Origin of the sequence: Kribbella sp., assembly GCF_035655035.1 — a bacterium.
Lineage (GTDB): Bacteria > Actinomycetota > Actinomycetes > Propionibacteriales > Kribbellaceae > Kribbella.
Window position 1 is genome coordinate 1 of the sequence record NZ_DASRVN010000765.1, and the last position, 26047, is coordinate 26047.

At 69.2% G+C, this 26047-nt stretch carries 29 protein-coding genes; 9 read left to right on the top strand and 20 right to left on the bottom strand.

Translation table 11 applies throughout. From position 1 onward, the window contains the following. Window positions 1-1664, bottom strand: a 1664-nt coding sequence (dnaB, locus tag VFF46_RS38835; protein ID WP_325042283.1) for a replicative DNA helicase, incomplete at its 3' end; no start/stop codon positions are given. A gap of 397 nt (window positions 1665-2061) precedes the next feature. Between dnaB and VFF46_RS38840 the strand changes: the two genes are divergently transcribed. Beyond that, window positions 2062-3378, top strand: coding sequence for an MATE family efflux transporter (locus tag VFF46_RS38840; protein ID WP_325042284.1), 1317 nt, complete (start codon window positions 2062-2064; stop codon window positions 3376-3378). Between the two features lie 42 nt (window positions 3379-3420). Further along, window positions 3421-4197: a hypothetical protein gene (locus VFF46_RS38845; RefSeq protein ID WP_325042285.1), complete on the top strand. Its 777-nt coding sequence runs from the start codon at window positions 3421-3423 to the stop codon at window positions 4195-4197. Here the strand turns inward: VFF46_RS38845 and VFF46_RS38850 are convergent, their stop codons facing one another. The 10 genes from VFF46_RS38850 to VFF46_RS38895 form a co-directional block, all read right to left on the bottom strand. After that, entirely contained in the window at window positions 4198-4530 is a 333-nt protein-coding gene (locus VFF46_RS38850) for a YrdB family protein (protein ID WP_325042286.1), read from the bottom strand. A gap of 1 nt (window position 4531) precedes the next feature. After that, window positions 4532-4909, bottom strand: coding sequence for a DUF4913 domain-containing protein (locus VFF46_RS38855; protein WP_141856453.1), 378 nt, complete (start codon window positions 4907-4909; stop codon window positions 4532-4534). Then, window positions 4899-6731 (bottom strand): type IV secretory system conjugative DNA transfer family protein, encoded by a 1833-nt coding sequence (locus tag VFF46_RS38860; RefSeq protein ID WP_325042287.1) that lies wholly within the window; start codon window positions 6729-6731, stop codon window positions 4899-4901. The genes VFF46_RS38855 and VFF46_RS38860 overlap by 11 nt, the downstream gene beginning before the upstream one ends. Next, window positions 6731-8359: an ATP/GTP-binding protein gene (locus VFF46_RS38865; RefSeq protein ID WP_325042288.1), complete on the bottom strand. Its 1629-nt coding sequence runs from the start codon at window positions 8357-8359 to the stop codon at window positions 6731-6733. The genes VFF46_RS38860 and VFF46_RS38865 overlap by 1 nt, the downstream gene beginning before the upstream one ends. Before the next feature lie 34 nt (window positions 8360-8393). Then, window positions 8394-9941 carry an SCO6880 family protein gene (locus VFF46_RS38870; protein WP_325042289.1) on the bottom strand — a complete coding sequence of 516 codons (1548 nt, stop codon included), beginning with the start codon at window positions 9939-9941 and terminating at the stop codon, window positions 8394-8396. Next, a complete protein-coding gene (locus VFF46_RS38875; RefSeq protein WP_325042290.1) occupies window positions 9889-11397 on the bottom strand; it encodes a hypothetical protein in 1509 nt (502 codons plus the stop codon). The genes VFF46_RS38870 and VFF46_RS38875 overlap by 53 nt, the downstream gene beginning before the upstream one ends. 79 nt (window positions 11398-11476) lie before the next feature. After that, on the bottom strand, window positions 11477-12382 hold the full coding sequence (locus VFF46_RS38880) for a hypothetical protein (protein WP_325042291.1): 906 nt from the start codon (window positions 12380-12382) through the stop codon (window positions 11477-11479). After that, window positions 12379-13245: a hypothetical protein gene (locus tag VFF46_RS38885; protein WP_325042292.1), complete on the bottom strand. Its 867-nt coding sequence runs from the start codon at window positions 13243-13245 to the stop codon at window positions 12379-12381. The genes VFF46_RS38880 and VFF46_RS38885 overlap by 4 nt, the downstream gene beginning before the upstream one ends. Before the next feature lie 3 nt (window positions 13246-13248). Further along, window positions 13249-13527, bottom strand: coding sequence for a TrbC/VirB2 family protein (locus VFF46_RS38890; RefSeq protein ID WP_209696637.1), 279 nt, complete (start codon window positions 13525-13527; stop codon window positions 13249-13251). 14 nt (window positions 13528-13541) lie between these two features. Next, window positions 13542-14021 carry a DUF6668 family protein gene (locus VFF46_RS38895; RefSeq protein WP_325042293.1) on the bottom strand — a complete coding sequence of 160 codons (480 nt, stop codon included), beginning with the start codon at window positions 14019-14021 and terminating at the stop codon, window positions 13542-13544. Between the two features lie 392 nt (window positions 14022-14413). Between VFF46_RS38895 and VFF46_RS38900 the strand changes: the two genes are divergently transcribed. Together VFF46_RS38900 and VFF46_RS38905 are read left to right on the top strand one after the other, a co-directional pair. Continuing rightward, window positions 14414-15832, top strand: a complete 1419-nt coding sequence (locus tag VFF46_RS38900; protein WP_325042294.1) for a hypothetical protein — start codon at window positions 14414-14416, stop codon at window positions 15830-15832. Continuing rightward, a complete protein-coding gene (locus VFF46_RS38905) occupies window positions 15829-16026 on the top strand; it encodes a hypothetical protein (protein ID WP_325042295.1) in 198 nt (65 codons plus the stop codon). The genes VFF46_RS38900 and VFF46_RS38905 overlap by 4 nt, the downstream gene beginning before the upstream one ends. A 64-nt stretch (window positions 16027-16090) precedes the next feature. Here the strand turns inward: VFF46_RS38905 and rplI are convergent, their stop codons facing one another. The 4 genes from rplI to rpsF form a co-directional block, all read right to left on the bottom strand. Further along, window positions 16091-16537, bottom strand: a complete 447-nt coding sequence (rplI, locus tag VFF46_RS38910) for a 50S ribosomal protein L9 (RefSeq protein WP_325042296.1) — start codon at window positions 16535-16537, stop codon at window positions 16091-16093. A gap of 14 nt (window positions 16538-16551) precedes the next feature. Then, on the bottom strand, window positions 16552-16785 hold the full coding sequence (gene rpsR, locus VFF46_RS38915; RefSeq protein WP_132320771.1) for a 30S ribosomal protein S18: 234 nt from the start codon (window positions 16783-16785) through the stop codon (window positions 16552-16554). Window positions 16786-16861: 76 nt separating this feature from the next. Continuing rightward, entirely contained in the window at window positions 16862-17455 is a 594-nt protein-coding gene (locus tag VFF46_RS38920; protein WP_325042297.1) for a single-stranded DNA-binding protein, read from the bottom strand. A gap of 92 nt (window positions 17456-17547) precedes the next feature. Further along, a complete protein-coding gene (gene rpsF / locus VFF46_RS38925) occupies window positions 17548-17838 on the bottom strand; it encodes a 30S ribosomal protein S6 (RefSeq protein ID WP_130386399.1) in 291 nt (96 codons plus the stop codon). Between the two features lie 252 nt (window positions 17839-18090). Here rpsF and VFF46_RS38930 point away from each other — a divergent pair, with 252 nt between their 5' ends. Next, window positions 18091-18705, top strand: coding sequence for a hypothetical protein (locus VFF46_RS38930; protein ID WP_325042298.1), 615 nt, complete (start codon window positions 18091-18093; stop codon window positions 18703-18705). Here the strand turns inward: VFF46_RS38930 and VFF46_RS38935 are convergent. Then, the gene (locus VFF46_RS38935) at window positions 18702-19829 is read right to left on the bottom strand and encodes an MFS transporter (RefSeq protein WP_325042299.1); all 1128 of its coding nucleotides are present in this window, start codon (window positions 19827-19829) and stop codon (window positions 18702-18704) included. The two genes, VFF46_RS38930 and VFF46_RS38935, sit on opposite strands and share 4 nt — an antisense overlap. Before the next feature lie 94 nt (window positions 19830-19923). Between VFF46_RS38935 and VFF46_RS38940 the strand changes: the two genes are divergently transcribed. Then, the gene (locus VFF46_RS38940) at window positions 19924-20424 is read left to right on the top strand and encodes an Lrp/AsnC family transcriptional regulator (protein WP_325042300.1); all 501 of its coding nucleotides are present in this window, start codon (window positions 19924-19926) and stop codon (window positions 20422-20424) included. 30 nt (window positions 20425-20454) lie between these two features. After that, window positions 20455-21258 carry a deoxyribonuclease IV gene (locus tag VFF46_RS38945; protein WP_325042301.1) on the top strand — a complete coding sequence of 268 codons (804 nt, stop codon included), beginning with the start codon at window positions 20455-20457 and terminating at the stop codon, window positions 21256-21258. A gap of 3 nt (window positions 21259-21261) precedes the next feature. Here VFF46_RS38945 and VFF46_RS38950 read toward each other — a convergent pair whose 3' ends face one another. Next, complete coding sequence (locus tag VFF46_RS38950) at window positions 21262-21783, bottom strand: hypothetical protein (RefSeq protein WP_325042302.1); 522 nt, start codon at window positions 21781-21783, stop codon at window positions 21262-21264. Window positions 21784-21811: 28 nt separating this feature from the next. Here VFF46_RS38950 and VFF46_RS38955 point away from each other — a divergent pair, with 28 nt between their 5' ends. Further along, window positions 21812-22345, top strand: a complete 534-nt coding sequence (locus VFF46_RS38955) for an NUDIX domain-containing protein (protein ID WP_325042303.1) — start codon at window positions 21812-21814, stop codon at window positions 22343-22345. Here the strand turns inward: VFF46_RS38955 and VFF46_RS38960 are convergent. Genes VFF46_RS38960 through VFF46_RS38970 form a run of 3 tightly spaced genes read right to left on the bottom strand, consistent with a single transcriptional unit; the run spans window position 22314 to window position 24821 of the window. Then, on the bottom strand, window positions 22314-23522 hold the full coding sequence (locus VFF46_RS38960) for an MFS transporter (RefSeq protein ID WP_325042304.1): 1209 nt from the start codon (window positions 23520-23522) through the stop codon (window positions 22314-22316). The genes VFF46_RS38955 and VFF46_RS38960 overlap by 32 nt on opposite strands. Window positions 23523-23553: 31 nt before the next feature. After that, complete coding sequence (locus VFF46_RS38965) at window positions 23554-24267, bottom strand: SDR family oxidoreductase (protein ID WP_325042305.1); 714 nt, start codon at window positions 24265-24267, stop codon at window positions 23554-23556. Further along, window positions 24264-24821, bottom strand: a complete 558-nt coding sequence (locus VFF46_RS38970; protein ID WP_325042306.1) for a TetR/AcrR family transcriptional regulator — start codon at window positions 24819-24821, stop codon at window positions 24264-24266. Before VFF46_RS38970 ends, VFF46_RS38965 begins: the two co-directional genes overlap by 4 nt. A 92-nt stretch (window positions 24822-24913) precedes the next feature. Between VFF46_RS38970 and VFF46_RS38975 the strand changes: the two genes are divergently transcribed. After that, window positions 24914-26044, top strand: a complete 1131-nt coding sequence (locus VFF46_RS38975) for a lipid II:glycine glycyltransferase FemX (RefSeq protein ID WP_325042307.1) — start codon at window positions 24914-24916, stop codon at window positions 26042-26044. The last annotated feature ends 3 nt before the right edge of the window (window positions 26045-26047 follow it).

Genomic DNA, 26047 nt, shown 5'->3' on the forward strand with positions numbered 1-26047 from the left:
GATTCGCGGAGGTCGGAGGCCATGGGGCGTTTGTCGGAGCGTTGTTCGGAGCCTCGGTTCAGCTGGCAGATGGCTACTACCGGGAGCTCGAGTTCCTTGGCGAGGAGTTTGATGGAGCGGGAGAACTCGGAGACTTCGAGCTGGCGGGACTCGACCTTCTTGCCGGACGTCATCAGCTGGAGGTAGTCGATGATGATCAGCTTCAGGTCGTGGCGCTGTTTGAGGCGGCGGGCCTTGGCTCGGATCTCCATCATCGTCAGGTTCGGCGAGTCGTCGATGAAGAGTGGGGCCTCGGAGACCTCGCCCATCTTGCGGGCCAGGCGGGCCCAGTCCTCGTCGGTCATCTTGCCGTTGCGCATGTGGTGCAGCGGCACCTTGGCCTCGGCGGAGAGCAGTCGCATGGTGATCTCGTTGCGGCTCATCTCCAGCGAGAAGATGCACGAGGTCAGGCCGTGCTTGATCGAGCAGGAGCGGGCGAAGTCCAGGCCCAGCGTGGAGTTGTGGGTCGGGATCATCGTCTTGCCGGCCAGGTACAGGTGGTCGGCGTTGTCGACCTCGACGCAGCGCACCGGGACGCTGGCCACCGGGTCCACCCACTCCAGCCGTCGCTCCCCCTCGCCGGTCAGCGCGGCCGGGTAGCCGTGCCCGGTGATCTGCCGCGGCGCCGACCCCGGGATCGACGGTGTCAGCCCGGGACTCGCCGACATCGCCGTGTAGAGGTCTTCGGTCGTGCAGATCACCGGGCGGCCGCCGTCCTCGACGCGCCACTGGTGCTCGGCGTCGGCGACGATCGTGCTGCCGTCGGAGAACGACAGCCGGAAGCACGGCCGGTCCACCATCACCTCGGTCGCCGCCACCACGGTGGTCGGCAGCCCCTCGGCGTCGAGCAGCTGGTCGCCGACCGCCACCTCGGCCATCGTGGTCCAGCCGGCCGGTGTCGGCAGCGGGGTGTCGAGCGCCAGTGCCTTACCCATCGCGGGCCGGGCGGCGACGATGATCATCTGACCGGGGTGCAGGCCGTTGGTCAGCTCGTCCAGGTCGGTGAACCCGGTCGGCACGCCGACCATCGCGTCGCCGCGGGAGTCGATCGCCTCGATCTCGTCGAGGGTGCCCTCCATGATGTCCTTCAGCGGGGCGTAGTCCTCGGCCGTGCGCTTCTCGGTGACCGAGTAGATCTCCGCCTGCGCCTCGTCGACGACGTCGTCGACCTCGCCCTCACCGGCATACCCGAGCTGGACGATCTTGGTACCGGCCTCGACCAGGCGGCGGAGGATCGCCTTCTCCCGGACGATGTGCGCGTAGTAGCTGGCGTTCGCCGCGAGCGGGACGGAGGCGACCAGCGTGTGCACGTACGGCGCGCCGCCGATCCGGGTCATCTCGCCGCGTTTGTTGAGCTCGGCGGCGACGGTGATCGCGTCGGCCGGCTCACCCCGTGCATACAGGTCGGTGATCGCGTCGAAGACGAGCTCGTGCGCCGGGCGGTAGAAGTCGGTACTGCGCAGGTTCTCGATGACGTCCGCGATCGCGTCCTTGCTCAGCATCATCGCGCCGAGCACGCACTGCTCGGCGGCCAGGTCCTGCGGTGGGGTGCGGTCGAAGCCCATCGCCGGACTGCGCTCTTCGTGGCCGTCGTCCTGGCCCCCGCGGAACTCCGCCACGCTCACTTCGCCCGACCTCCTCGCCAGCCCTGCCGATCACCGGTGCCGGATTCGAACACCTGATCGAACCATAGCCAGCCCCACAGACAATTTCTGTACGCCGGACGGCATCGGCCTCGCGACCGTACGCCGGTCCTGTCACCCAAAGCCACCTGGCCGTCCACAGGGGGTGGGGATGAGCTGTGGGTAAGTCGCCGAAGTGGTGTGCACAGGTTGGGCACAAGCCTGTGGATATCTGTGGGTAAAAGATCCACGAATGCGCTCTGACCTGCGGTTTCTCCGGTGCACAACTGTGGAGAAGAAAAACTTCCGAAGGTTCTTCCGGAGTCCGGGACGGACGAGGTTTTCCACAGGCCGCGTAAGGCACAATAACGGTCATGCCCCTGACACATGTGCTCACCCGGTGAGGCGTCTGTTCGGAGACCAGGACCGGGAGATCCTGCGGCTCGCGGTCCCGGCGTTCTTCGCGCTGGTGTCCGAGCCGCTGATGCTGCTCGCGGACTCGGCGATCGTCGGCCACCTCGGTACGCCGCAACTCGCCGCGCTCGGGGTCGCCGGGACGATCCTGCAGACCCTGGTCGGGATCTGCGTGTTCCTCGCGTACGGGACCACGTCCGCGGTCGCCCGGCGGATCGGCGCCGGCGATCACCAGGGAGCCCTTGCCCAAGGCATCGACGGGCTGTGGCTCGCGCTGCTGCTCGGCGTCGTACTCGCGCTGCTCGGCCTCGCGCTCGCGCCGCAGGCCATCGGCGCTTTCCACCCGTCGCCCGAGGTCGCCGGGTACGCGGTGACGTACCTGCGGATCTCCTGCTTCGGCATCCCCTCGATGCTCCTGCTGCTCGCCGCCACCGGCGTACTGCGCGGCCTGCAGGACACGAAGACCCCGATGGTCGTCGCGATCACGGCCAACCTCGCGAACATCGGCCTGAACGTGCTGCTCGTGTACGGCGTACACCTGAACATCGCCGGCTCCGCCCTCGGTACGGCGCTCGCGCAGACCGGGGCCGGGGTCGCGCTCGCCGTCGTCGTGGTCCGCGGCGCCCGGCGGGACGGCGCCAAGCTCCGGCCGGACCGCCCCGGCATCCTCGCCTCGGCGCAGATGGGCGTACCGCTGATCGTCCGGACGCTGACGCTCCGCGCGGCGATCATCCTGCTCACGTTCGTCGCGACCGCTCTCGGTACGACGTCCGTCGCCGCCCACCAGGTGGCGTTCACGCTGTGGTCGTTCCTCGCGCTCGCCCTGGACGCGATCGCGATCGCCGCGCAGGCGCTCACCGGTCGCGCGCTCGGCGCGGGCGATGTCGCCGGCACCCGGGCGATCACCCGCCGGATGATGTGGTGGGGCCTGTTCTCCGGGCTGGTCGGCGGCCTCGCGCTCTGGGGTCTGCGGGCCGTCTACGTCCCGTGGTTCACTTCGGATCCCGACGTACGCCGGACGCTGGCGGCCGTCCTGATCGTGGCGGCGCTGTGGCAGCCGGTCAACGGGGTCGTGTTCGTACTGGACGGCGTACTGATCGGCGCCGGCGACGGACGGTACCTGGCGATGGCAGGCGTCGTGGCGCTCGTGCTGTACGTCCCGCTGGCGCTGGCGGTGCTCTGGGCGGGCGGGGGGATTGTCGCGCTGTGGTGGGCGTTCGGCGGGTACATGCTGCTCCGATTCCTCACTCTGACCACGCGGGAACGCCGGGAGAGCTGGCTGGTCACCGGGGCTACCCGCTGACCCTGCAGTACGGCATCGTTTGAGCAGAAGGAAAGGAGCGGCATGCCCGACACCGACGACGACCTGTCCGTCGAGCTCGACCCCGTTCAGCGGGAGCAGGGCGACGACGACACCGAGGCCGCGCGCGAGCGGCGTGCCGCCAAGGCCCGGGCCCAAGCCGACAAGTTCCCGACCCACGACCTCGACGACGAGGCCCGCACGAAGCTCGACGAACTGGACGAGCAGACCCGTCTGGACGCGGAGGACCTGGCCGCCCGCGCCGAGGAGATCGAGCTCGCCACCAAGGACGAGCAAACCCTCGAGGAGCACCGCCTCCGCAACGAGGACCTCGCCACCGCGGAGGCGAGCCGCGCCATGCGGCTCGCGTACGCCGACGAGCAGGCCGCCGACGTGCACCGGCAGTACGCCGCGAACGACAAGCAGCGCGGGATCGGCGACTGCGCCCACGGCCGGCACGAACTCGACGAGGCGGCCGTCCGACCCGACGACCCCGGTTCGGCAGGACTCGCCGCGGAAGGCCGGCGGTTCCAGAACCTGGCCACCTACGAGGAGCGCCGGTCGGCCGCCGAGGACCAGATCGCCGACGACTTCGAGGCCTCCGCGCACGGACACCGCGACGACGCCCGCGAGGCCCAGCCGCACGCGTCCGGAGCGGTCCGCAACCCACCGGAGGAAGCGCCCGAGGCGCAGCTCCCCCAGGATCGTCTGCACGTCCGCGGCCACGGCCAGGTCCGGGACAAACAGGGCAAGGCCCTCAAGCCGAACCCGAGTCGCGCCGGCACCCCCGACCTGAACCTGGACCGGCGCCGAGACCGCTGACTAGGGCTGCAGCTTCTGGGTGTGGATGATCGCGAGGTTCGCCGCGACCACCACGACGAACACGACGCCGAGCAGCGGGTGGCCCAGGCTCCACAGGGCGGCGCCCGCGAGGCCGAAGACCAGGACCTTCACGGTCCAGCGCAGTACCTGTCCACGCGTCGCCTTCGGTGATGCGAAGAGTCCCCACAGGACCGCCGCGATCACCGGCAGCCCCACCGCGAGGAGTATCCGCGTCGCCGTCGTACCGCCGGTGGCCCAACCCCACAGCGCGAAGAGGCCGAGGGCAAGGAGTTCGACGAGGAAGGCGAGCAGCAGGTTCGCCGCCTTCCACATCTCAGACGCCGCGGATGTTCGGCTGGCGCTGGTCGAAGAACAGGCCGGCCGGCGGCTCCTGCACCGGCAGCGGCGGGATCGGGTAGTCGGTGTGCTGGTTGTTCCGGCAGGCGGCGAACGGGCCGTCCGGGTCCAGCAGCGCCATCATGTGCGGGTCCGCGTGGTCCCGCCACCAGACCGACATCCCGGTCGCCGGGTCCAGCCGCAGGTGCTCCCAGGCACGCCAGATCGAGTCCAGCCGGCTGAGCGCCTCCGCGTGCCGGTACCACTCGGGGCACCAGACGAACTGCTGGCCGAGCCGCCGCGTGTACAGATAGATCAGCCGGTCCTCGACGAACTCCGCGACGTGCGGATAGAAGAGCTCCTGTTCACCATCCACCGGTGTTCCCCTCGTTCTGCTCCCAGACGGGGCGCTCCGGACCACGCTGCTGGAGCGCCGGCTGCTGCGACGCCACCCATGGGTTGTTGCTCACCGGGATGTTCGTCGCCGCTCCGGGATCGTACTTCGCCAGCGACGCCTTGACCGTGCCGGCGTCCGGCCGGGTGAACCACGGGACCGTCTTCACCAGCGTGGCCGGCTGGCCCGACGACAGCACGACGGCACGCCCGGCCGGCAGTGCGGCGAGCGCGGACACGTCGAAGATGTTGTGCCGCTGGGTCTGCTGGCTGGTACCGCGCTTGCCCTCGTTGTACGACACGGAGTTGGACTGGATGTCGTACTCGCCGACCATCTTGCTCAGCCGCTCGAGGAAGTTTGGGTCCGCGCCGCCGCCACCGTACACGCGGATGTTGGCCGAGCCCCAGAGCTTCTCCATGCCGTGGTCGCCCCAGCACTCCTGGCCCTGCGCCCAGGACTGCAGGATCGTCATCAGCACGATGCCGCGGGAACCGAAGTGCGAGTACAGGTCGGGGAGGTTCTTCCAGCGGCAGACGTTCGCCGCCTCGTCCAGGACGCCGACCAGCGGCTTCGGCATCCGGCCCAGCGGGCAGCCGCGGGCGAACTGCTCGGCGGCCTCGGCGACGGCCACGGTCAGCGCGGTGACCAGCGGACCCGCCGTACCGGCGCCTTCCTTGGAGAGGCTGTACAGCGTGCCGCCCTGGCGGACGAACTCGTGCGGGTTGAACTGCGGGCGGTTGTCGTTCGGGCCGTTCGGGACCACCCAGCGGGTGACCTTGCGGTTGACCAGGAACTGGGCGCTCTGCTGCGCCGTACCGTAGACGCCCGCGCGCTGCTTGTCGGGCGCGTTGATGACACCGGCCAGCGCGTCCGCGGACAGCTGCAGGCCCGGGGTGTTGCGGAGGATCCGCTCGGGCTCGTCGTTGCGCTGGTCGGCCAGCCAGCTGTAGACCTGCGTGATCGGCCGCTTCGCCACCGCGGCGGCGAGCAGCAGGCCGGCCAGCAGGTCGGTACCGGCGGCGTCGAAGAACGCGTCGGTCTGGGCGCCGACCGTGCGCTGCGAGGCGACGAAGTGCTCGGCGAGCTCGCGCGCCTTGGTCTCGTCGGTGATGTAGGTCAGCGGGTTCCACCACCAGTTCGGCGGCTCCTCGCAGACCTCCTGCGGGTCGAACACCCACAGCGGGCCCTTCTCCGACCGGGGGCCGCGGGTGGCGTCGACGATGTCCCGCTTGTTCGACGTCGCGATCACGCAGCCGGGCGCGTCCAGGATCGCCGGCACCGCGCGCGACGTGGTCTTACCGGTACGAGGACCCCAGATGTCGACGTGCATGTCTTCCCAGTTGCCGAAGACCTCGAGGTTGTCCTGGACCGTCCGGCCGATCAGGATGCCCGGGCCCGAGTCGGCGATGCCGAGCTGGTTCGCCTTCTCCTGCGCGCCTTCGCGGGTGAGCTTGTAGATCTCGGACCGCTTCGCCATCAGCGACGCCTGCCGGTCGACCCGGCCGACCGACTGCTTCCGGTTCCGCACGTACCACCAGATGCCGCTGCCGATGCCGAGCAGCACCACGACCTCGACGATCAGGACGCCGGTCGCCGCGCCGGACCAGGACAGGTTGCCCTTGGCCAGGTCGACGATCGCGTTGAACGGGTTGTTCGCCGGCAGCGTGCCGTTGACCAGCGACGCGATCTTCAGCGCGCCCCAGACCACGAACACCACGACCGCGAGCGCGCCCAGGCCCACGAAGATGAAGATCGCCTCGGGCGAGATACTGCCCGGCCCGGTGCTCCGCTTGCCGTCGGCCATTACTCGTCAACTCCCGTCCGGGCGGTGACCCGGGTGCTCGGGTCGGGCGGCGGCAGCATCGCCGGGTCGTCCAGGCTGTACTCGCCGAGGACGGCCTCGGTGCCGTCCGGCGCCACCTCGACCACCTGCGGCTTGCCGGTCTCGCTGGTCGTCCACAGCTTGTTGGTGTCGTTGATCTCGCGCTCGACCGTGGTCAGGCCGACGTGCACCGGGATCCCCGGGCGGCCGCCGACCTTGATCAGGAAGTTTCCGCGGCCGGGAGGTGCGGCCTCCTTGCCGGTGGCCGGGTCCCAGGCCGGCGGGTCCTGCCAGCCGATGAGCATGTTCTGCTCCTCCATCGACATCGGCACGACCTCGGACAGGTTCTCCATCTCGGCCCGCGGCAGACCGCCGCAGATCACCATGCCGGAACGCTCGACGAAGCCCTTGGCCTTCATCCGGTCCTCGGGGTTCTGCAGGGCCAGCAGGTCGGACATGGTGTGCGAGATCATCGCCATGCCGACACCACGCTGCCGGTTCAGACGGGTCAGGGCGTCGACCCGGTCGACCAGGCCGCTCCCGGCCCGCAGTACCCGCCAGAGCTCGTCGAGGATGACGAAGTAGTGCCGCCGCGGCTCCAGCCCGGCGTCCGCGAGCGCCTGCGAGACCGCGACCGCGCCGAACCCGTACGACCAGCAGGCCAGCAGTACGGCGGCCTGCAGGCTGGTCTCGGAGTCGTCGACGTTCGACACGTCGAACACCACCGGGCGGTCCATCTGCATCGGGTTGTCGGTCTGCTCGGAGAAGATCTCGCCCAGCCGGCCGCCCCCGACCAGACCGATCAGCGAGGCCTCGAGGCCTTCGGTGATCTGCCGGTAGCGGTCCAGGCTGCCGCGGTCCAGGGCCACGTTGCGGACCCGGTCCGGGGCGTCCTGGATGACCTGCAGCAGGTCGCGGAGCACCGGCGTACCTTGGAAGCGCTCGTCGAGGACCTTGAGCGCCTCGTCGAGGATGGTCTCCTCGCGGTCGTTCGGGTTCTGGTTCCGCATGATCGCGATCAGCGCCGACACCATCGTCTGCCGGCGGCCGTGCGCGTCGGCCTGGATCGCCTCGCGGGCCTTGCCGGTCAGCCGGAGCGCGGCCTGCCGGGACTCGCCCGGGTCCAGCACGTTCAGGTGACCGCGGCCGCGGCCGAGCTGGATGACCTGGCCGCCGAGGGCCTCGATCAGGTCCTTGTAGTCCGGCTTCAGGTCACCGAGCACCAGCGGCTGTACGCCGTACCCGGCGAGGCCGAGGGCCATCCGCCGGGTGATCGTCGACTTGCCCAGACCGGGCTTGCCGAGCACGAACATCGACGGGTTCGAGATCAGCTTGGCCCGCATGAACCAGCTGATCGGGTCGCAGCACATGGTCGCGCCGGAGAGGATGTTCCGGCCGATCGGCACCCCGACCATCGGACTGCCGGTACCGGCACCGAACGGCCACATCCCGCAGACCTGCACCGTCGTACCGCGCCACTCCTGAGGAGCCTGCAGGTACGTCGAGTAGCCGCCGCCCGGGCCGGGCCAGCCACGCGGCATCGGCCGCCGGCCGCGCCGGGTCGGATCGACCGGCTTCTTCTGCTTCTGCTTCTGCTTCTTGTCGCTCACTGTGACTCCCCAGGTGCCACTGTGCGGAGCTCAATCATAGGGATTCCCGAAGCCCGGCCGGAACCGCGAGGTGGCTCTGGATCACGACCCCCAGCGGCAGTCCGGCGACGAAAGCGGAGTCCTGCGAGCCGTACGCCGTCCGCAGCAGCACGCGGGCGGTCGCGCCGAGGTTGTCGACCGCGGCGATCATGTCCGGGATCTGCTCCGCGGTCATCACGGTCCCGGTCACCACCATCCCGAAGTTGACCAGCCCCGCGCCGCGGGCCTCCTCCTGCGCCGACCGGTCCGCTGCCCGGGCCTCGGCCAGGTTGCGGGCGGACGGCCGCGAGGACGCGGTCGCGCGGAACGACGCGTTGCGTTTGTCGGCCTCCACCATGCGGGCCGCCGTACCGGCGTCCAGCGGGCGGTAGAGCAACGTGACGCGCTTGCGATCGATGTCCGCGTGCGGTGCGACCAGCTGCGAGAGCACCGACGAGAACACCTCACCACGCGGCGCCTGCGACATCTGCCAGGTCACGGACCAGGCCGAGTCGTGCCGGTACTTGTCCCAGAACGCCTGGGCCGCGGCCGGGCCGACGTCGGTCCACTGCAACTCCGGCGGCATGCCCTGCCCCCGGGCCTCGTCGATCAGCGCGGCCGAGGCCGGGTCGTACGCGATCCGGATCGCCTCGCAGAGCTCCTGGGCGCTGACCGGCCGGGCGGCGCCCGCACCGGTGGCGTTCAGGCTCTGCGTCAGCGCGGGCAGCCGGGCCGCGAGCTCGCGGCCCATGTCGTCTTCCTTGCGGCGCTTCCCGCTGCGGTCGGTGCCCTTGAAGGTCAGCGCGACCCGGGCGGACACCAGCGCGGAACCCTCCGGGTACGTCTGCACGACCTCGGTGAGCATCGCGCGGGCGATCGGCGGCGTGCCGTCCATCATGTTGCTGCCGACCTCGCGCCGGAGCCGGATACCGGTGTCCGGCGCGCTCTCCACCGTCACCGACGCGGCGACGATGCCCGGCTCGTGGCCGAGGGACGCCAGCCACTGGCCCCAGTGCGCCACCCAGATGTCGACCTGCTCCTCGTCGACCAGCGACGCGCCGTCCGGCTCGGCGTTGATGACGACCGTGAAGTGCCGGGTGCTCGGGTAGTACAGCAGCGCGAACGGGCGGCCGTACGAATCCTGGTACTCGCTCAATTGGGAGGCCGCGGCGAGGCCGGGGAGCTGGAACTTGCCCCAGGCGGTCCGGCCGAGCGGGCCGGAGCGGTAAAGGTTGTGCTTAGCCATCTTTGCTCGTTGCCATCCAATGTAGGTCGAAAGCCGCTGCAGTGTGGACTGCCCGTGCTTGTCCTTGGTGACCAGGAGCCCGAGCCCCACGCCGACGATCAGCAACGTGACGAGGGCGGCCTGGATACCACCGGCCATCGTCGCGAAGACCACCGCCAGCAGGCCACCCATCAAGAGGCCGGTGCCGAGCATGCCCAAACCGGCGATACCCGCCGAAGCGGGCTGTCGCCAGTTGCCGTAGGTGCGAGGTGCGCGTCGTACGTTCTCAGCCGCTGCCACTTGGTCCGTCCGGTGCTGGTGGTGGTGGCTGGTTGCCACCGCTGTCGTTTGATCCCTGCGCGGTGTTGCGGGTACTGCCGGTCGGGCCGCCGCCACCACCGCCACCGCCGCCTCCACCACCGCCTCCGCCGGCGTCCTCGCCCATGGCTTCCGTGCCCAGCGCCTGTGCGCCGTCCTTGGCTGCCTTGCCGGCCTTGATCGCGACCACCGCCGCGACACCAACCGGTCCAGCGGCCGCGGCAGCACCGCCACCGGCGGCAGCCGCGCCACCACCCGCGGCAGCTCCACCACCGGCCGCCGCGCCACCACCGGCAGCAGCTCCCCCGCCGGCGCTCGCGGCAGCACCGCCCTCACCGCCGGCAGCCGCCGCGCCTCCGCCACCACTGCTGCCCGCGCCGCTACCGCTGGGCGCTTGCTGTGGAGCGGTTCCGACATTCTGTGCACCGCTGGGGCCGCTTTCGCCCCCACCACTGCCGGTGGCGTCGCTGCTGCCCTGCTCGGCGCTCTTGTTCGCCATGTCGCCGAGCTTGTCCATGCCGACCATCCGCGCCGCGAGCATGCCGGCTCCGGCCGCCCCGGCGGTCGCCCCGACCATCGGCGCGATGAACCGCATCAACGCCGGCATCGCGAACAAGGCCAGGACCAGCATCGTCAGGCCGGTGACGACGTTCATCACCAGCATGCCGAGGTTGTGCGGGTCCTCGAGCATCTTCTCGGCCGTCGAGTACTTGAACGACAGCTTGCCGTTGTTCGACACCAGGCGGATCGCCGTCGCGTAGACGATCGCCGCCACCGGTTTGTACAACAGGAATGCCAGCAACCACGAGATGATTTTCTTGAACCAGTTCTTGCCCATCTCGGTGTGCGTCGCCGCCGCGGCGATCGGCAGCACGCCGAGCAGCAGGATCAGCATCGCGGTCCGGACGACCATCAGCACGATCTGGATCACACTGGCGATCACGGTCAGGATGCCGATCGCGATCATGATGCCGATCAGCAGCGGTGAACCGGCAACGGCCACGACCGCGCCGAACCCCAGCACGGTCGCCATCGCCGTACCGAACGCGGTTGGGTCGGCGTTCGTCAGGTCCTGGCATCCGGAGGTCCAGCCGCTGACGTTGCCGGAGTCCAGGGCGCTGGTCACGATGCAGCTGGAGAACGTGTCGCCGGCGGTGACCAGCACCTGCGCGACGGCGACCACGAACGCGGAGGCGACCGCGAGCGTGATCAGCGACTTGAGCACCTCACGCGCCGAGTCGCCGCGCTGCGCCCACGCGATCTGGATACAGCCGAACACCAGTCCCACGGTGGCGACGAAGAACGCGATGTAGCTCGTGTGCTGCCAGACCCAACTGACCGTGTCGTTGGCCGGCTTCCCGTCGGCGGTGCCGACGGCCGGCGTCGGCACATAGATCCAGAACGTGGCAATCGTGGCCATCAACGTCCCGACAGCCTTGGCGATGGCATTCAGGATGGGCTCGAACACGAATCTCATCACCGCTTCCATCACAGGGGCAAGGACCTTCGACAGCGCGTCTTTCAGAAGATCCGTTGCCCAGTTCAGCGGAATCATGTCAGGACGTCCTTGGCGAGACGAATCTGAGAATGGCCGGCAGCGCGACGACCGCCACGATCATCATCGTGATGCCGATGACGATCTTGAGCGTCAGATTGGTGTCGGCCGTCGAGTGGGCGGACGTCGGGGTCGTGGCCGACATCATGTAGATCGCGGAGGCGTAGATCAGCGCCGCCACCGGTTTGTAGATGATGAACGCGACCAGCCAGGACAGGGCGCGTTTGAACCACATCATCCCCATCTCGGTGTTGGTCGCCGCCGCGGTGAGTGGCAGCACACCGATGAGCAGGATCAGCATCGCGTAGCGAACCAGCATCAGGCCCAACTGGATGATCGACGTGATCACCATCAGGATGCCGACGAAGATCACCAGCAGGAAGCCGAGAGCCTCGCTCGGACTCTTCAGCGGATCGGTCATCAAGGTTGCGAGGCGGTTCGCGAACTCGTGGTCGTTCGTACCGAGCGCCTGGTCGATGATCCAGCCCGAGAAGTCGTCCGCGGACGAGATCAGCACACCCGCGAACGCGGTCGCCGAGAAGGAGACCACGACCAGCGTGAGCAGCGAGCGCAGGATGTCCCTGGCCGGCTCACCGCGGTGTGAGTACGCCATCTGGATCGCGCCCACGATCACCGCGATCGACGCGATGAACAACGCGATGAACTTGGTGTGCTCCTGGATCCAGAGCGCCGGCGTGTTCGCCGCGATGTCCGGGGTGCCGATCCGGACCCAGATCAGGCCGACCGCGTTCAGCACCGCCTCGACAGCGGAGATCACGACGCTCTTGATCGCGTCGAAGATGAAGTCGAAGAACTTCCCGAACGCCCACTCGACGGCGACCTTCAGGCCGTCCTTGATGCAGTCGCCCCAGTCCCACGGCCACTTGGAGCACCCCAGCGCGATCATGATGAACCACTGAACCTAACGTAGCCGTCGAGACTGGACAGGATGTCGGGCTCCACAGTTCCGTTGAAGGTGCCGTCGTCCTGCAGGACGGCGTACCAGTCACTGCGATACCACTGCATCGTGACCTGAATCGCCCCGTACGCCTTGCGGTTCAGGTCGCAGGCGATCTGGACGATCGCCTGAGTGGCGTTCTGCGGATAGTAGAGCACCTTGAAGCCGGCGAACTGCACGCTGCCGGGATCGGTCGGCGGCGTTCGCGCCTCCTTCTCGGCGGCGGCCATCGCGAGGGTCTTGCCCGGGCCGGGCAGGACCCGGTCCTTGAGCGCGGCAACGCTGACGGCCGAGTTCTGAACCTGGCCGAGCAGGACCATCGCCGCGAGCACCGCGCCGGTGGGCGAGTGCGAGAAGCACGACCGGACGCCGTCCGGGCTGGTCGTCGCAGGACCATTGGCTGCCTGGAGCGGGACCAGCATCTGGGCCTCGTACTGCCAGGTGACCGCGGTCGGTGCCGCGGCGCGGGGAATCCCCTGCTCCGGGCTCTTGTCGTGACACCCGCCGGTGTGGCTGTTCGGCGGCGGTGGGGCCGTCTGGGTGGCGGGCGGCGGCGTGTTGATCGGCGTCGCGGGCGCCCCGGTGGGTTCTACTGCGGTGGGCTGTCCGGTAGGAGCAGGAGTGCTCGGCGACTGGCTCGGAGCGGCGGCCGGGCTGTTCGTGCCCCGCGCCATGAACCAGACCACCAGGCAGATGAGCACCGCTCCGATGATGATCGCCGACGCGATGAAGCCACGCTCCTCGAAGAAGGAGCGGGAGTTCTCGTCGTCGGAATCACCACCGGAGTCCGTGTCCCTGCTGAACAGCCCCACCTACTACCAGCCTCCCAGGGCCTGGGTCAGAGCGGTCGCGGCGCCGATGACGATGCAGGCCGCGAGCACCCAGCCGAGCCGGGCAGCGTGCTCGCCGCCCTCACCGCGGCGCTGGCCGACCGCCATCATGCCGCCGGCGATCAGGATGCCGAGCGTGCAGACACCGTAGGCGAGCCACTTCACCCAGCCCAGGACCTGCTTCAGGGGACCCTCGACTCCGGGCGGCGCATCCTGGGGGAGCACGTTCGGGAGCTCCGTGATCAGGTGGTGTGCCAACATCATGGTTCTCTTACCTTTCAGTACGGGGCGGGGTAGTCCGCTGGGTTTGACGCGCGAAGTGCGTAGATGGATTCAAGTACTTCGAAGACCTCGTCGGGGGTGTTGTCAGGCGTGGGAGCCTCCCCCCGGCGCCACTCCTCGATCCACGGGATGTCCCACACCCTCGGGACACCTCCACCGACGATGTCGGCGAAGTCGTCGAGCACCCGGGGCAGCCGGCCCGGGGCGTCCGCGATCAGCACCAGACCGAGCACGGCGACCCCCTGGACGACTCCCGAGGCCCACTCGATCGCGGCTCGCTGCGCGGCGCGCAGACCGGACCCGTGGGTCCGGGCGACCAGGATCACCGGCGTCGGCACCGGCGGCGGCGGGATCGGCCAGCGATGGTTGGCCGCCCGGGTCCCCGGAAGCAGCACGGACATCGTGGTCTCGCCGGCGCCGCCGTGCACCCCGACCCACCACAACGTGTCCGCCGCCGGAATCGCGAACTTGGGCAAGCGCTGATCCTCCGCGGGCGCCGGCACCCCGTGCTGCGGGGCGGACGGCCCTCGCGGGGTGATGTCCGGCCGAGGTCCGGGAGCCACTGACGCCTGCTGTTGTGGACCCGGAGACTGCTCTCGTGTCCACGGGTTCTGCGTCATGGCCCCTCCTCTCGCGTTCCGTCACAGGCAGTTGCCCACCGTATTCTCTCGCTTTCCGGGTGTACTTTCATGACCCATCCACAGGCGAGGATGTTTCTACCCCCTTGTCGGGGTCAGTCGAGCCGCCGGGCCCGCGTGGTTTCTGCCTGCCCGGAATCCCTGGCATGCCTCGTGCGGGGGACATGCTAGAACGAGGACGTCGGTACCGGATGAACGAGGGAGATCTGTGGCGGGAATGAGAGGTCATCGTGGCTGACAAGATCCCGTCCTGGCCGAAGGTCACGATTCGGCTGTACGACGACCACAACGCCGAGGTGAAGATCGCGGGCCGTAGTCATCCGCTCAACAACTCCGACCCGCGGCAGGCCGCGATCCAGCTGATCGCCGAACGAGCGGCCCAGCTCGGGCGGGCGATGAAGGTGACCGCGGTCGAGGCCGACGGCGCCTCCTGGCCGCTGGTCATCCACCCGGACGGCCAGGTCGACGCGATCGACACCGACACCCGGCGGAACAAGAAGCCGGTCTGGCCGATCTTCGTCGCGATGGGGGTGGCCGTCGTACTGATCGCCGGTACGGCGCTGTACCTCACGGTCTTCAGCAAGCTCGGCCACGACAAGCCGGTGGTCACCACGTCGCCCAAGCTGCCGGTACTGCCCGGCCCGAGCGTGATACCGGACGAGTTCCCGCCGCGGACCCAGCCGCCGGGCTGGTCGACGCACGCGAGCTGGACGGTCGACATGGCCCCGAACAGCACGCCGGCGATCAAGCCGGACGGTACCGAGATCGCGATCCTGACGACCGACCAGAAGGTGGCGGTGTTCAGCAGCGCCGGCAAACTGCTGTGGCAGGACAAGGTCACGAAGGATGCGCTGAGCCCCGTCTACACCACGATCGACTCCAAGCTGGTGCTCGCGGTCGCTTCACCGGACACCTTGTCGTACTGGGCCGGCGACGGCGCGCTGCCGACCAAGCTCCCGCTGCCGGACAGCGCCAAGGTGACGTTCTTCGGGAAGTCCCCGCTGATCATGCTGGGCAGCGACGGGGGCTCGATGGTGGTGTCGGGTGGCAAGCTCGTCGGCTCGCCGCAAGGACAGCGGTTCTCCACTCCACTCCTCGCGGAGGGCGACCGGACCCTGTACGCCCTGCCCAAGGGCCCGCTGGCCTGGACGCAACCGGGTAAGGAGCTGATGCCGCTCAACCCGGTGCCGCCGAAGGGTGTGCCCGCGGGCAACCTCCAGGAAGTGGTCACCGCGAGCGCGGACTACGCGCTGGTGCTGTGGGCGGACCCGAAGCAACCCGGGAAGGTGATACCGGTGGTGCACTCGACGGCGAGCGGGAAGGTGGTCGCGGTCTGCGGGGACGCGTCGTCCACCGATCCCGAACACTGGGCCTGGGTCCCGGACCCGAAGCACCGGCTGGCCGCCTGGGGTGAGTGCCTGATCAACCTCACCGGAGGCCAGACCCGGACGATGAAGGACTTCCAGCCGCTGTCGATCAGCGGCTCGTTCGTCTACGGCACCTTGGCGACCAAGCTGTACGCGGTGAACGCGGCCGGAAAGACGTACCCGATGCCCGACGGTATGACGCGGCCGTGGGCCATCGCGGGCAACCACGCGATCCTCATGTACCAGTCGGTCCTCTACGCATTGGATCCGGAGCAGAAATGAGAGAGCACGGACGCCGGATGGCGCGGTTCACGGCCGTTGTGGTGGCGGCAGCGCTCCTGCTGCGGTCGGCCGGGCCGGCACTCGCAGACAACGACCAACCGTCACCTACCGACTGGCCGACGGTCGCGAGCTTCCAGCAGGACAGCGCCAGCGAGCCCCAGCCCGTCGACTGGCCGACCCCCCAACAGAACTGATTCCGGCAACGACAAGGCCCGCGCCCCCAACGGGGACGCGGGCCTTGTGCGTACGGCGTGGACGTCAGCCGGCCGCGACCTCGAGGCGGACCGTGGCGGCCACCTCCGGGTGCAGCTGGACGGCGACCTGGTGCTTGCCGGTGGTCTTGATCGGCGAGCTGATCGCGATCGCCCGCTTCTCGACCAGCGGGCCGCCGGCGGCCTTGATCGCACCGGCGATGTCGGCCGGGGTGACCGAGCCGAACAGCCGGCCGGTGTCACCCGCCTTGACCGCCAGCGTGACGGCAAGCTGCTCGAGCTGGTTCTTGACCTCGCTCGCGTGCTCCTTGCCCTGGATCGCCCGGGCGTCGCGCGCCCGCTTGATCGTCTGGATCTGCTTCTCGGCGCCGCGGGTCCAGCCGATGGCCAGGCCGCGCGGGACGAGGTAGTTCCGGCCGTAGCCGTCCTTGACCTCGACGATGTCGCCAGGGGCTCCGAGGCCCTCGACCTCCTGAGACAGGATGAGCTTCATGGTCCGCGCCTCCCTCAGCGAGCCGTGCTCGTGTACGGCAGCAGCGCCACCTCACGAGCGTTCTTGATAGCGGTGGCCACGTCGCGCTGGTGCTGCACGCAGTTCCCGGTCACCCGGCGGGCGCGGATCTTGCCGCGGTCCGAGATGAACTTGCGCAGCAGCGCGGTGTCCTTGTAATCGACGTACGTTGCCTTGTCCTTGCAGAAGCCGCAGACCTTCTTCTTCGGCTTCCGAACGATCTTGGCCATTGTGGTGCTCTCTTCCTATTTCCAGAGCCCGGCAGGACTGCCGGAATGGTCACTGACTAGTGATGGTGCGGGCCGATCAGAACGGAGGCTCCTCCATCGAGCCGCCGCCCTGGCTGGCCCAGGGGTCGTTCTGCTGGGCGGACTGACCGCCGCCCTGCGGGGTTGCCCAGGGGTCGTTCTGGGGAGCGCCGCCACCCTGACCGCCGCCGTAGCCGCCGCCCTGGTTGTTGCCGCCGCCCCCTTGGTAGCCACCGCCACCCTGGTTGCCGCCACCGCCGAAGCCACCGCCACCGCCGCCGTCGGAGCGCGAGGTCTTGGAGATCTTCAGCGTCGCGTACCGCATGCTGGCGCCGATCTCCTCGACGTCACACTCGAACACGGTGCGCTTGTTCCCGTCGCGGTCGTCGTAGCTGCGCGCCTTCAGGCGCCCGTGCACGACGACCCGGGAACCGCGGGTGAGTGACTCGGCAACGTTTTCGGCGACCTGCCGCCACACCGAACACGAGATGAAGAGGGTTTCCCCGTCCTTCCACTCGTTGCTCTGCCGATCCAGCGTCCGCGGGGTGGACGCGATGGTGAAATTCGCCACCGCGGCCCCTGAGGGCGTGAAGCGCAGTTCCGGGTCACCCGTGAGGTTTCCGATCAGGGTGATGGGTGGTTCGCCTGCCATTGCCGTTCCTCCTGCTATCGGGTGTGGCTGTGTCTACAGCTATTGGTATCGGCTGGTGCCGACAGTACCGATGGCTGCTGACGACCCCAGGGTCAGTGCTGGTCCGGCCGGATGACCTTGGTGCGCAGGATCGACTCGTTCAGCGTGAGCTGACGGTCGAGCTCCTTCACGACCGCCGGCTCGGCGGTCAGGTCGACGACGGCATAGATGCCTTCGGACTTCTTCTTCACGTCATAGGCGAGCTTGCGACGACCCCAGATGTCGAGCTTCTCGACCGTGCCACCTTCCTTGCGGACGATGTTCAGGTACTGGTCGATGGACGGCTCCACGGTGCGCTCATCGAGCTCCGGGTCGAGGATCACCATGACTTCGTAACGACGCATGCGCGAACTCCACCTCCTTCGGACTTGGCGGCCACGGTCTCTCCGTGGCAGGAGGGCGATGCGGGTGCGCTCCACGCCGGCACTTGCCACCGGCGTCAAGCAACGAGCCCGGTCGATGGACCGGGCCACACCGAAAAGAGTACCAGCGTTCGGACGGCCCCTTGAACATATCCACAGGCCTGTTGCCCGAACCGGCCAACCCCTGGCCGGACCGGGCCACCTCCGTCTGCCGAGGGGTCCGGCGGCGCCACGGTGGTGCGCATGAGTCCTGGAAGCGACGAACAACGGGCGCGGGAGCGGCAGGCGCTCGACCGGGCCGAGAGCATCGCGCGCGAACGAACGGACCCCGAACAGCACCAGCATCTCGCGGAGGCCCGGCGGAGGATCGAGGAACGGGAAGGCCGGGTCGGCCGGGAGTTGGGCCGAGCACTCGAGAATCACCTCAAGAACGGGCCGCACAAGGCGGGCGCGGGCAGCGTCGGACGCCTGATCAACACCGCGAACACGCTGTTCCGGGACCGGCAGAACGGCATCGATCTGGCTCAGCGCCTCATTGCGTACGGGCGCGAACTGGAAGCCACCTGGAAGGGGTTCGGCGGCAGCTACACGGATCCCGACCCGACGCCGGTACGGCAGCGGGAACCACCGGACGACTGGATGCAGAGAGCCCAGCGGGAGATGGCGGAGAGACAGCAGGCCATGGCGGAAAGGGACAGGCAGTTCATCAGAGAACAGTTGAGGCTCTCCGCTGAGGTTCATCGGACCCGGGAGGCACGGGAGCCGGCCACGGAACGGTCGAGAGAGTCGCGGGCCAGGGAGATCGGTCCGCGAGAGCGAGAGCGAGGGCGCGGCGGGCGCGGCGATTAGCGTGGGCCACTCTGCGCCAGCACTCGCTCACGGTATCGGAGCGCCAGAACGAGCAGCGGTACGGCGAGGGCGAGCGAGACTGCGGCGAGTACGGGGAATCCGCCGAGCGTGAACAACCATGGCGAGGTTGCCGTTGCCAGCGCCGACACGGTCCAGATCGACGACTCCACACGACTCTCCAGCGCCGCCGACCCGAGCTGCGCGCTGCCGCCGAGGTAACAGAGGTTCCACGCGTAGCCGAGCAGGAACAGCGACGGTGTGAAGACCAGGCCGGTCCGGGTTGCCAGTACGGCGGCTACCAGCAGGCCCACAAGTCCGGCCAGCATCACCACGCGCGGTCCGGAGCGGTCGATCCACCAGCCGGTGAGGGGGGACAACGCGAACATCCCCAGGGTGTGGACAGACAGCATTACCCCCAGTACGCCCAGTCCGTCGTGGTGCATGTGGGTGTGGACAGGAACGGCTGTCATCACGGACACCATCACCAGCTGCCCGACGATCATCACGCCTGCTGCCAGCAGCACGGGGCGTCCGTTAGTTGCTGTACGTACCGGTGGCGCGTCAGCTGGTTCGGTACGCCGGATGTACGTCGACGCGACCAGTGCGGCGAAGACTGCGGCCAGTGCGAGCAGGAACGGTCCTGCGATCGCAGGCAGGCCCAGGCCGGATGCGGCTGACTGGGAGGGCTCCATGAGGAACGGTCCGCCCGCAGCGCCGAGTGTGCTCGCCCAGACGACTGTGCTCATCGCCCTTGCTCGTCTGGCTGCAGGAGCCAGGTCGGCTGCGGCGTACCGGGACAGGAGGCTGGCGGCGTTGCCTGCGCCCAGCAGGAACATGCCTGCGAAGAGCAGCGCTATCGGGGCGCCTACGGCCGCCAGGACGGTGCCCGCGGCGCCGACCACGCCCACGGCGTACCCAAGGCGGAGCGCGTGAGCGCGGTTGAGGCGGGAGGTCCAGCGGCCGATCAGTACGGCGCCCGCGGCGGTGCCCAGGACACCTGCGGTGTTCGGCAGACCGGCCAGTGCCGGGCCGAGGTCGTCGGCGATCAGGATCGCGCTGACCGCGCTGGCGGCGACCATCGCGGCGTTCATCAGGGCGGCGGCGAGAACGACGGGAGTCAGCATGCCCACCACGCTAGAAAGGCCGGGCGCCGCGCTGAATGCGAGAAGAAAGGTGTCCGGGCTTGTGCACGGCCGATATCGAAGGTGTTCTGGGGACATGACCTTTCAGGAGCGCGAACTCGACTCCACCGACTGGCAGATCCTCGCCGCGCTGCAGTCCGACGGCCGCCTCTCGTTCAACCAGCTCGGCAAGCGGGTCAACCTCTCACCGCCCGCCGTCGCCGACCGGGTACGCCGGCTGGAAGAGGCGGGCGTGATCACCGGGTACCGCGCCCAGGTGGACCCGGCCCGCGCCGGTCAACCGCTGTCGGCGTTCGTCCAGATGCGCTGCACGACCGGCCGCTGCTTGCTCAAGACCACCCGCGCGGAGGACTTCCCCGAAGTACTCGAGATCCACAAACTGAGCGGCAACTCCTGCTCGATGCTGCGCGTCCGCGTGACCTCGATGCAGCACCTCGAAGGCCTCTTCGAACGCCTCGGTGAACACGGCGAGATGAACACCCACATAGTCCTGTCCACAGAATTCGAGGGCCGCCCGGTCCAGCCCCCGGCCCCCGGCCAACGCCAGGTCACCCGGTCCGCCGGCTGGGGTTCGTGAACTGTCGGCGGGCGGTTCTAGGGTGGGGTCATGACTGTGAAGCTCGGTGCGCATGTGGACCAGGAGGACCCGCTGGCGGAGGCTGCCGATCGGGGGGCCGATCTGGTGCAGTTCTTCCTGGGGAATCCGCAGGACTACAAGGCGCCCAAGCTTGCGTACGCCGACGGTGAGGACGCGCTGAAGGAGCGGGCCGCGGCGGCGGGCGTCGATCTGTACGTGCACGCGCCGTACCGGCTGAACGTCGCGAACACGAACAACCGGATCCGGATCCCGAGCCGGAAGCTGCTGCAGCAGACGCTGGACAAGGCGGCCGAGATCGACGTCAAGGGCGTGATCGTGCACGGCGGGCACGTCGGCGACGAGGACGACCCGGAGGCCGGGTTCGACAACTGGCGCAAGTGCATCGAGCGCGCCGAGCTGCCGGTGCCGCTGCTGATCGAGAACACGGCCGGCGGGGAGAACGCGATGGCCCGCCAGCTGGAGCGGATCGAGCGGCTCTGGGAGGCGGTGCAGGCCTCCGGCAACGACCGCCTGGAGAACGTCGGGTTCTGCCTGGACACCTGCCACTTCCACGCGGCCGGCGAGGAGCTGCCGACGATCGTCGAGCGGGTGCTGGCGATCACCGGGCGGATCGACCTGGTGCACGCGAACGGGTCCCGCGACGAGTTCGGCTCCGGCGCGGACCGGCACAGCAACTTCGAGGAGGGCCACATCGACCCGGCGGACATCGTCGCGGTCGTCCAGGCCGCCGGCGCCCCGGTCGTCGTCGAGACCCCGAACGCGGACAACGGCCAGAAGGCAGACCTCGACTACCTCCGGGCGCACCTCAACTAGGGCTCAGGCGGCGGGCGCCTTCGGCCGGTCGAGGCCGTACATCCAGTAGGTCAACGCCCAGGGCAGCAGCAGAGCCAGTACGGCGTTGTGGCTGGTCGGGATCAGCAGGCCGAAGACCACCGCGACCACGATCAGCACGGTGCTCAGCTGGAACAGGTCGAAGCGGCCGAGCAGCCGGGTGCGCAGCGTGGCCTGGTTCAGTGCGCAGGCGAAGTACCCGGCGACGAGTGCGAGGACGCACAGGTAGGTCAGCACCACGCTGAGCCAGCCGACGGCGCCGAAGCTCCGGTTGGACTGGATGATGTCGGACAGCAGGAACGCGGCAGTGAGGATGGTCAGCCAGCCGCTCGTCCACAGGAACGTGCGCACCATCCGGCGGGCTTTCTCCTCCGGGGTCAGCTCCGGCTCGGCCGGCTTCGCCTCGTCGGCAGCCTCGGTCTTCCCGTTCAGCTCCGCCTTGGGGTCGGCCGCGGGGGTGTTGCCGGGTTGGGCGGCCGGGGCGGGCTCGGGGTCTGACTGCGCCATGGCAGCGACGGTAGCGCAGAATGAGGTTATGCAGCCCTGGGCGGAGCAGTTCCCCGACCTGTTCGCTCCGGGATACTGGCAGTGGGGCGAGTTGGACGTCCGATACACGGTCGAGCAGCCGCCGGACAAGCTGATCAGCAACGTGCACGTGGTCTGCCGGACCGCCGGCGGAATTGTTGCCTGCACCAACGACCTCGGCTGGCGCTTCCTGCCCGGCGGGACTCGCGAGCCGGGCGAGACCGTCGAGCAGCTCGTCGAACGGGAACTCCTGGAGGAGGCAGGCGCGCGGCTGATCGGCCCGCTCACCTGGCTCGGCGCGCACCGTGCCGATCACCGCCGGCCGGCGCCGTACCGTCCGCATCTCCCGCACCCGGTGTCGTACTGGGCGTACTACGTCGCGGACGTGGTGATCGAGCAGCCGCCGACGAACCCGGCGGACGGCGAACAGGTCACCGAGGTGCTCAGGTTGCCACCGGACGAAGCCGCCGACTACCTCGACGGCCAGCCCGGTGGAGTGATGGGCCCGGTTGTCAGGCTGGCTCAGGCAATGCAGCTGATTTAGCCGACTTCCACGGCAGCAGTACGGCGCTGAGCGTGCAGCAGATGCCCGCGACCCACAACGCGCCGCGCATCCCGACCACCGTCGCCAGCACCCCGCCCAGCGCGATGAACGCCGGCTGCACGCACCGCGAGCTGATCGACCACGACCCGACCACGCGCGCCATGAACCCGTCCTCGGTGACCTCCATCCGGTACGTCGAGAACGACGGGTTGAACGCCCCCGCGCCGACGATCAACGCCGTCTCGGCAGCCGTGATCACCACGAACCCGCCCCACCCGTGCGGCGCCAGCGGGAACAGCAACATCCAGGGCGCCCGCAGTACGCCGAAGACGCGCAGCATCCAGGGCAATCCGTAGCGCCGGGTGAGACGCGGAGCCAGTCGCGCGCCGATCAGCCCACCGATGCAGGAGATGCCGAGCATCACGCCATAGCTCCAGGCGGCGAGGCCGAGGTCGCGCAGCATGAACACGGTCAGCAGCGGCGATGTCATCATCACCGACCCGCCGAAGAGCATCGCGTTCCAGAACAGAGCGCGCAGCCCGCGATGCCCCAGGATGTACCGCCAGCCGGCCGTGATGTCGCGCTTGCCCTCGCGCTTCACCGGCTCCGGCTCGGGCTGCTGGATCCGCCGGATGCCGAGCGCCGACCCGAGGAACGACACCGCGTCGACCGCCAGCGTCACGGTCGCCCCGACCAGGCTGACCAGTGCACCGCCCAGCGCAGGGCCGATGCTCAGCGAGACCCAGTTCGTCTGCTCGAACCGGCTGTTCGCCTCGGCCCGCCCCGCCGCCGGGACGAGCGCCTTCAGGTGCGCCCCGCTCGCCGCCTGGAACGCGATCGTCCCGGCAGCCTGGAGTACGCCCGCCACGCACAGATGCGCGTATGTGAGTACGCCGAACGCCGCCGCGACCGGCACCGACAGCAGTGACACGAACCGCACGAGGTCCGCCGCAATCATCACCGGCCGCTTGTGCCGCTCCTCGATGAAGTCCCCCATCGGCAACGCGAGCGCCGCCCCGGCCAGCGCGGACAACGCGGCGAGCAACGAGACCTGCAAGGTCGTGGAGTCCAGGGCGAGTACGGCGACCAACGGCAACGCGCCGAGTCCGACCGCCGATCCGAACGCGCTGACCGTGAACGCGACCCACAACCGCCGGAAGTCTCGACCCAAAGACATCCCGCGATCGTAGGGCCCGGCACCGACAGAATCAGCGGAGGTTGAGGCCGCCGTCGAGGAGGATGACTTCGCCGGTCAGGTACGAGTTGTGGACAACTGCTGAGATCAGGTCCGACACATCCACAGGTTGTGCGGCGCGGCGCATCGGGCTCGAGGTTTTCCACAGGTCCTGGGCTTCGGTCCACGACGCGGTGAGCGGCGTGTCGACGAGGCCGGGAGCGACCGCGTTCACCCGGACGACGGGGCCGAGTGCGGCGGCGAGCAGCTTGGTCACGTGGTTCAGTGCCGCCTTGGACGCGGCGTACGCGATCGAGCTGCCCTTCGGGCGGACGCCGGCGTGGCTGGTCACGTTCACGATGCACCCGCCCGCCTCGCGCAGCGCGGGAAGTGCGGCCGTGCACAGGAGCCACGGCGCGATCAGGTTCACGTCGAGGAGTTGCCGCCAGTCCGATGCGGTCAACGCGTCCAGGTCCGCGTGCGGGACCGGCCAGCTGATGCCCGCGTTGTTCACGAGTACGTCGAGACGCCCGTGCGCGGCCAGCACCTCCGGTACGAGTGCGGCGGCGGCAGCGTCATCGGAGAGGTCGGCCTGGTGGTACGACCCGCCGAGCTCCGCGGCCAGTGCCTCCCCCGTGGACCGGGTCGAGCGCGAGTGCACCGCGACGGTCATCCCGTCTGCGGCGAGCCGCCGTACGGTCGCCTCGCCGATCCCTGAGGTGGACCCGGTCACCAGCGCGACCTTCATGCGCCGTACCGGAGGCCGTCGAGGAGGAGGTTGAGGAGGCGATCAGCCTGTTCGCGCTTGGCACCGGTGGCGAGCGCGACACCGCACAGGCCGGCGAGCAGGTCGTCCGCGGAGGTGTCCGGGCGGATCTCCCCCGCCGCGGCGGCCGCGTCCAGCAGCGGCTTGATCGCGCCGGTGAGCAGCTCGAAGCTCTGGGCGTACGGGTTCGCACCGGAGGCGATTACGGCCCGGAGCGCGTCGGCCATGCCGAGCTTGCGGGTCATGTAGTCGACGTACCGGTCCATCCAGGCCCGCAGCGCCTCCAGGGGAGGCAGCTTGGCGAGCAGGTCCGGTGCCGCGTCGCAGACCGCGGCCAGCTCGCTGCGGTACGCCGCCTCGATCAGCAGGTCGCGGGTCGGGAAGTGCCGGTAGAGGGTTCCGATGCCGACGCCGGCGTCCTTCGCGATCCCCTCCAGCGTCGCTTCCAGCCCACACCTGGAGAACGCCTGCGCCGCGGCGACCAGGATCTGCTCGCGATTGCGCTGGGCGTCGGCGCGTAGCGGACGTGCCGTCATGTCCCCTCCCTCCGGAGTACGAACCTATCGTGTTTGATCACAAGGGCCGCTCGGCTACGGTTCCCGCGGCCGGGCCGGTAGCCTGACCCACCGTGAGCGACTTGAGCATCCGGACCATCTCGTCCGACGAGCACGCCGCGTACATCGCGGCGCAGCCGGCGGCGAGCTTCCTGCAGACCCCCGGCTGGGCCGCGGTGAAGAGCGAGTGGAAGGCGGAGTCGCTCGGCTGGTACGAGCCGGCCAATCCGAGTGCCCTGGTCGGCGTCGGCCTGGTGCTCTACCGGCAGATGCCGAAGGTCAAGCGGTACCTCGCGTACCTCCCGGAGGGCCCGGTCGTCGACTGGGACGCGATCGACCTCGGCAGCTACCTGCGCCCGCTGGCCGCGCACCTGGCCGAGCGCGGCGCGTTCGGCATCCGGATGGGTCCGCCGGTGGCGGCCCGGCGGTGGAGCGCGCAGACCATCAAGGACGCGATCGCCGGCGGGCAGCAGCCGCGGCTCGGCGACGTCCGCCCCGACGTGATCGAGCCGTCCGGCGCGACCGTCGGCGACAAGCTCCGCAAGCTCGGCTGGAAGCCGCCGCGGATCGCGGAGGGCTTCGCCGCCGGGCAGCCGCAGTACGTCTTCCAGGTGCCGCTGGCCGGCCGCACCGAGGACGACCTGCTGAAGGGTATGAACCAGCTCTGGCGGCGCAACATCAAGAAGGCGGCGAAGGCCGGCGTCGAGGTGTCGCAGGGCGGCCCGGAGGACATCAAGGCCTTCCACGGGCTGTACGTCGAGACCGCGCAGCGCGACCACTTCACCCCGCGGCCGCTGCCGTACTTCGAGAAGATGTACGCCGCGATGGCCAACCAGCCGGCCGATTGCTGTGACTTCCGGATCTACAACGCCCATCACGAGGGCGACCTGGTCGCGTCGACGATCTGGGTCCGGGTCGGCGGTCACTCCTGGTACTCCTACGGTGCCAGCTCGACCGCCAAGCGGGACGTGCGCGGATCGAACGCGATCCAGTGGCGCATGATGACGGACGCGCTCGCGGCGGGCGCGTCCGTGTACGACCTACGGGGCATCACCGACACCTTGGACCCGAACGACCCGCACGTCGGGTTGATCCAGTTCAAGACCGGGACCGGCGGCGAGGCCGTCGAGTACGTCGGTGAGTGGGATCTGCCGTTGAACAAGGCGCTCTACACCGCATTCGACCTCTACATGAGACGGCGTTGACAC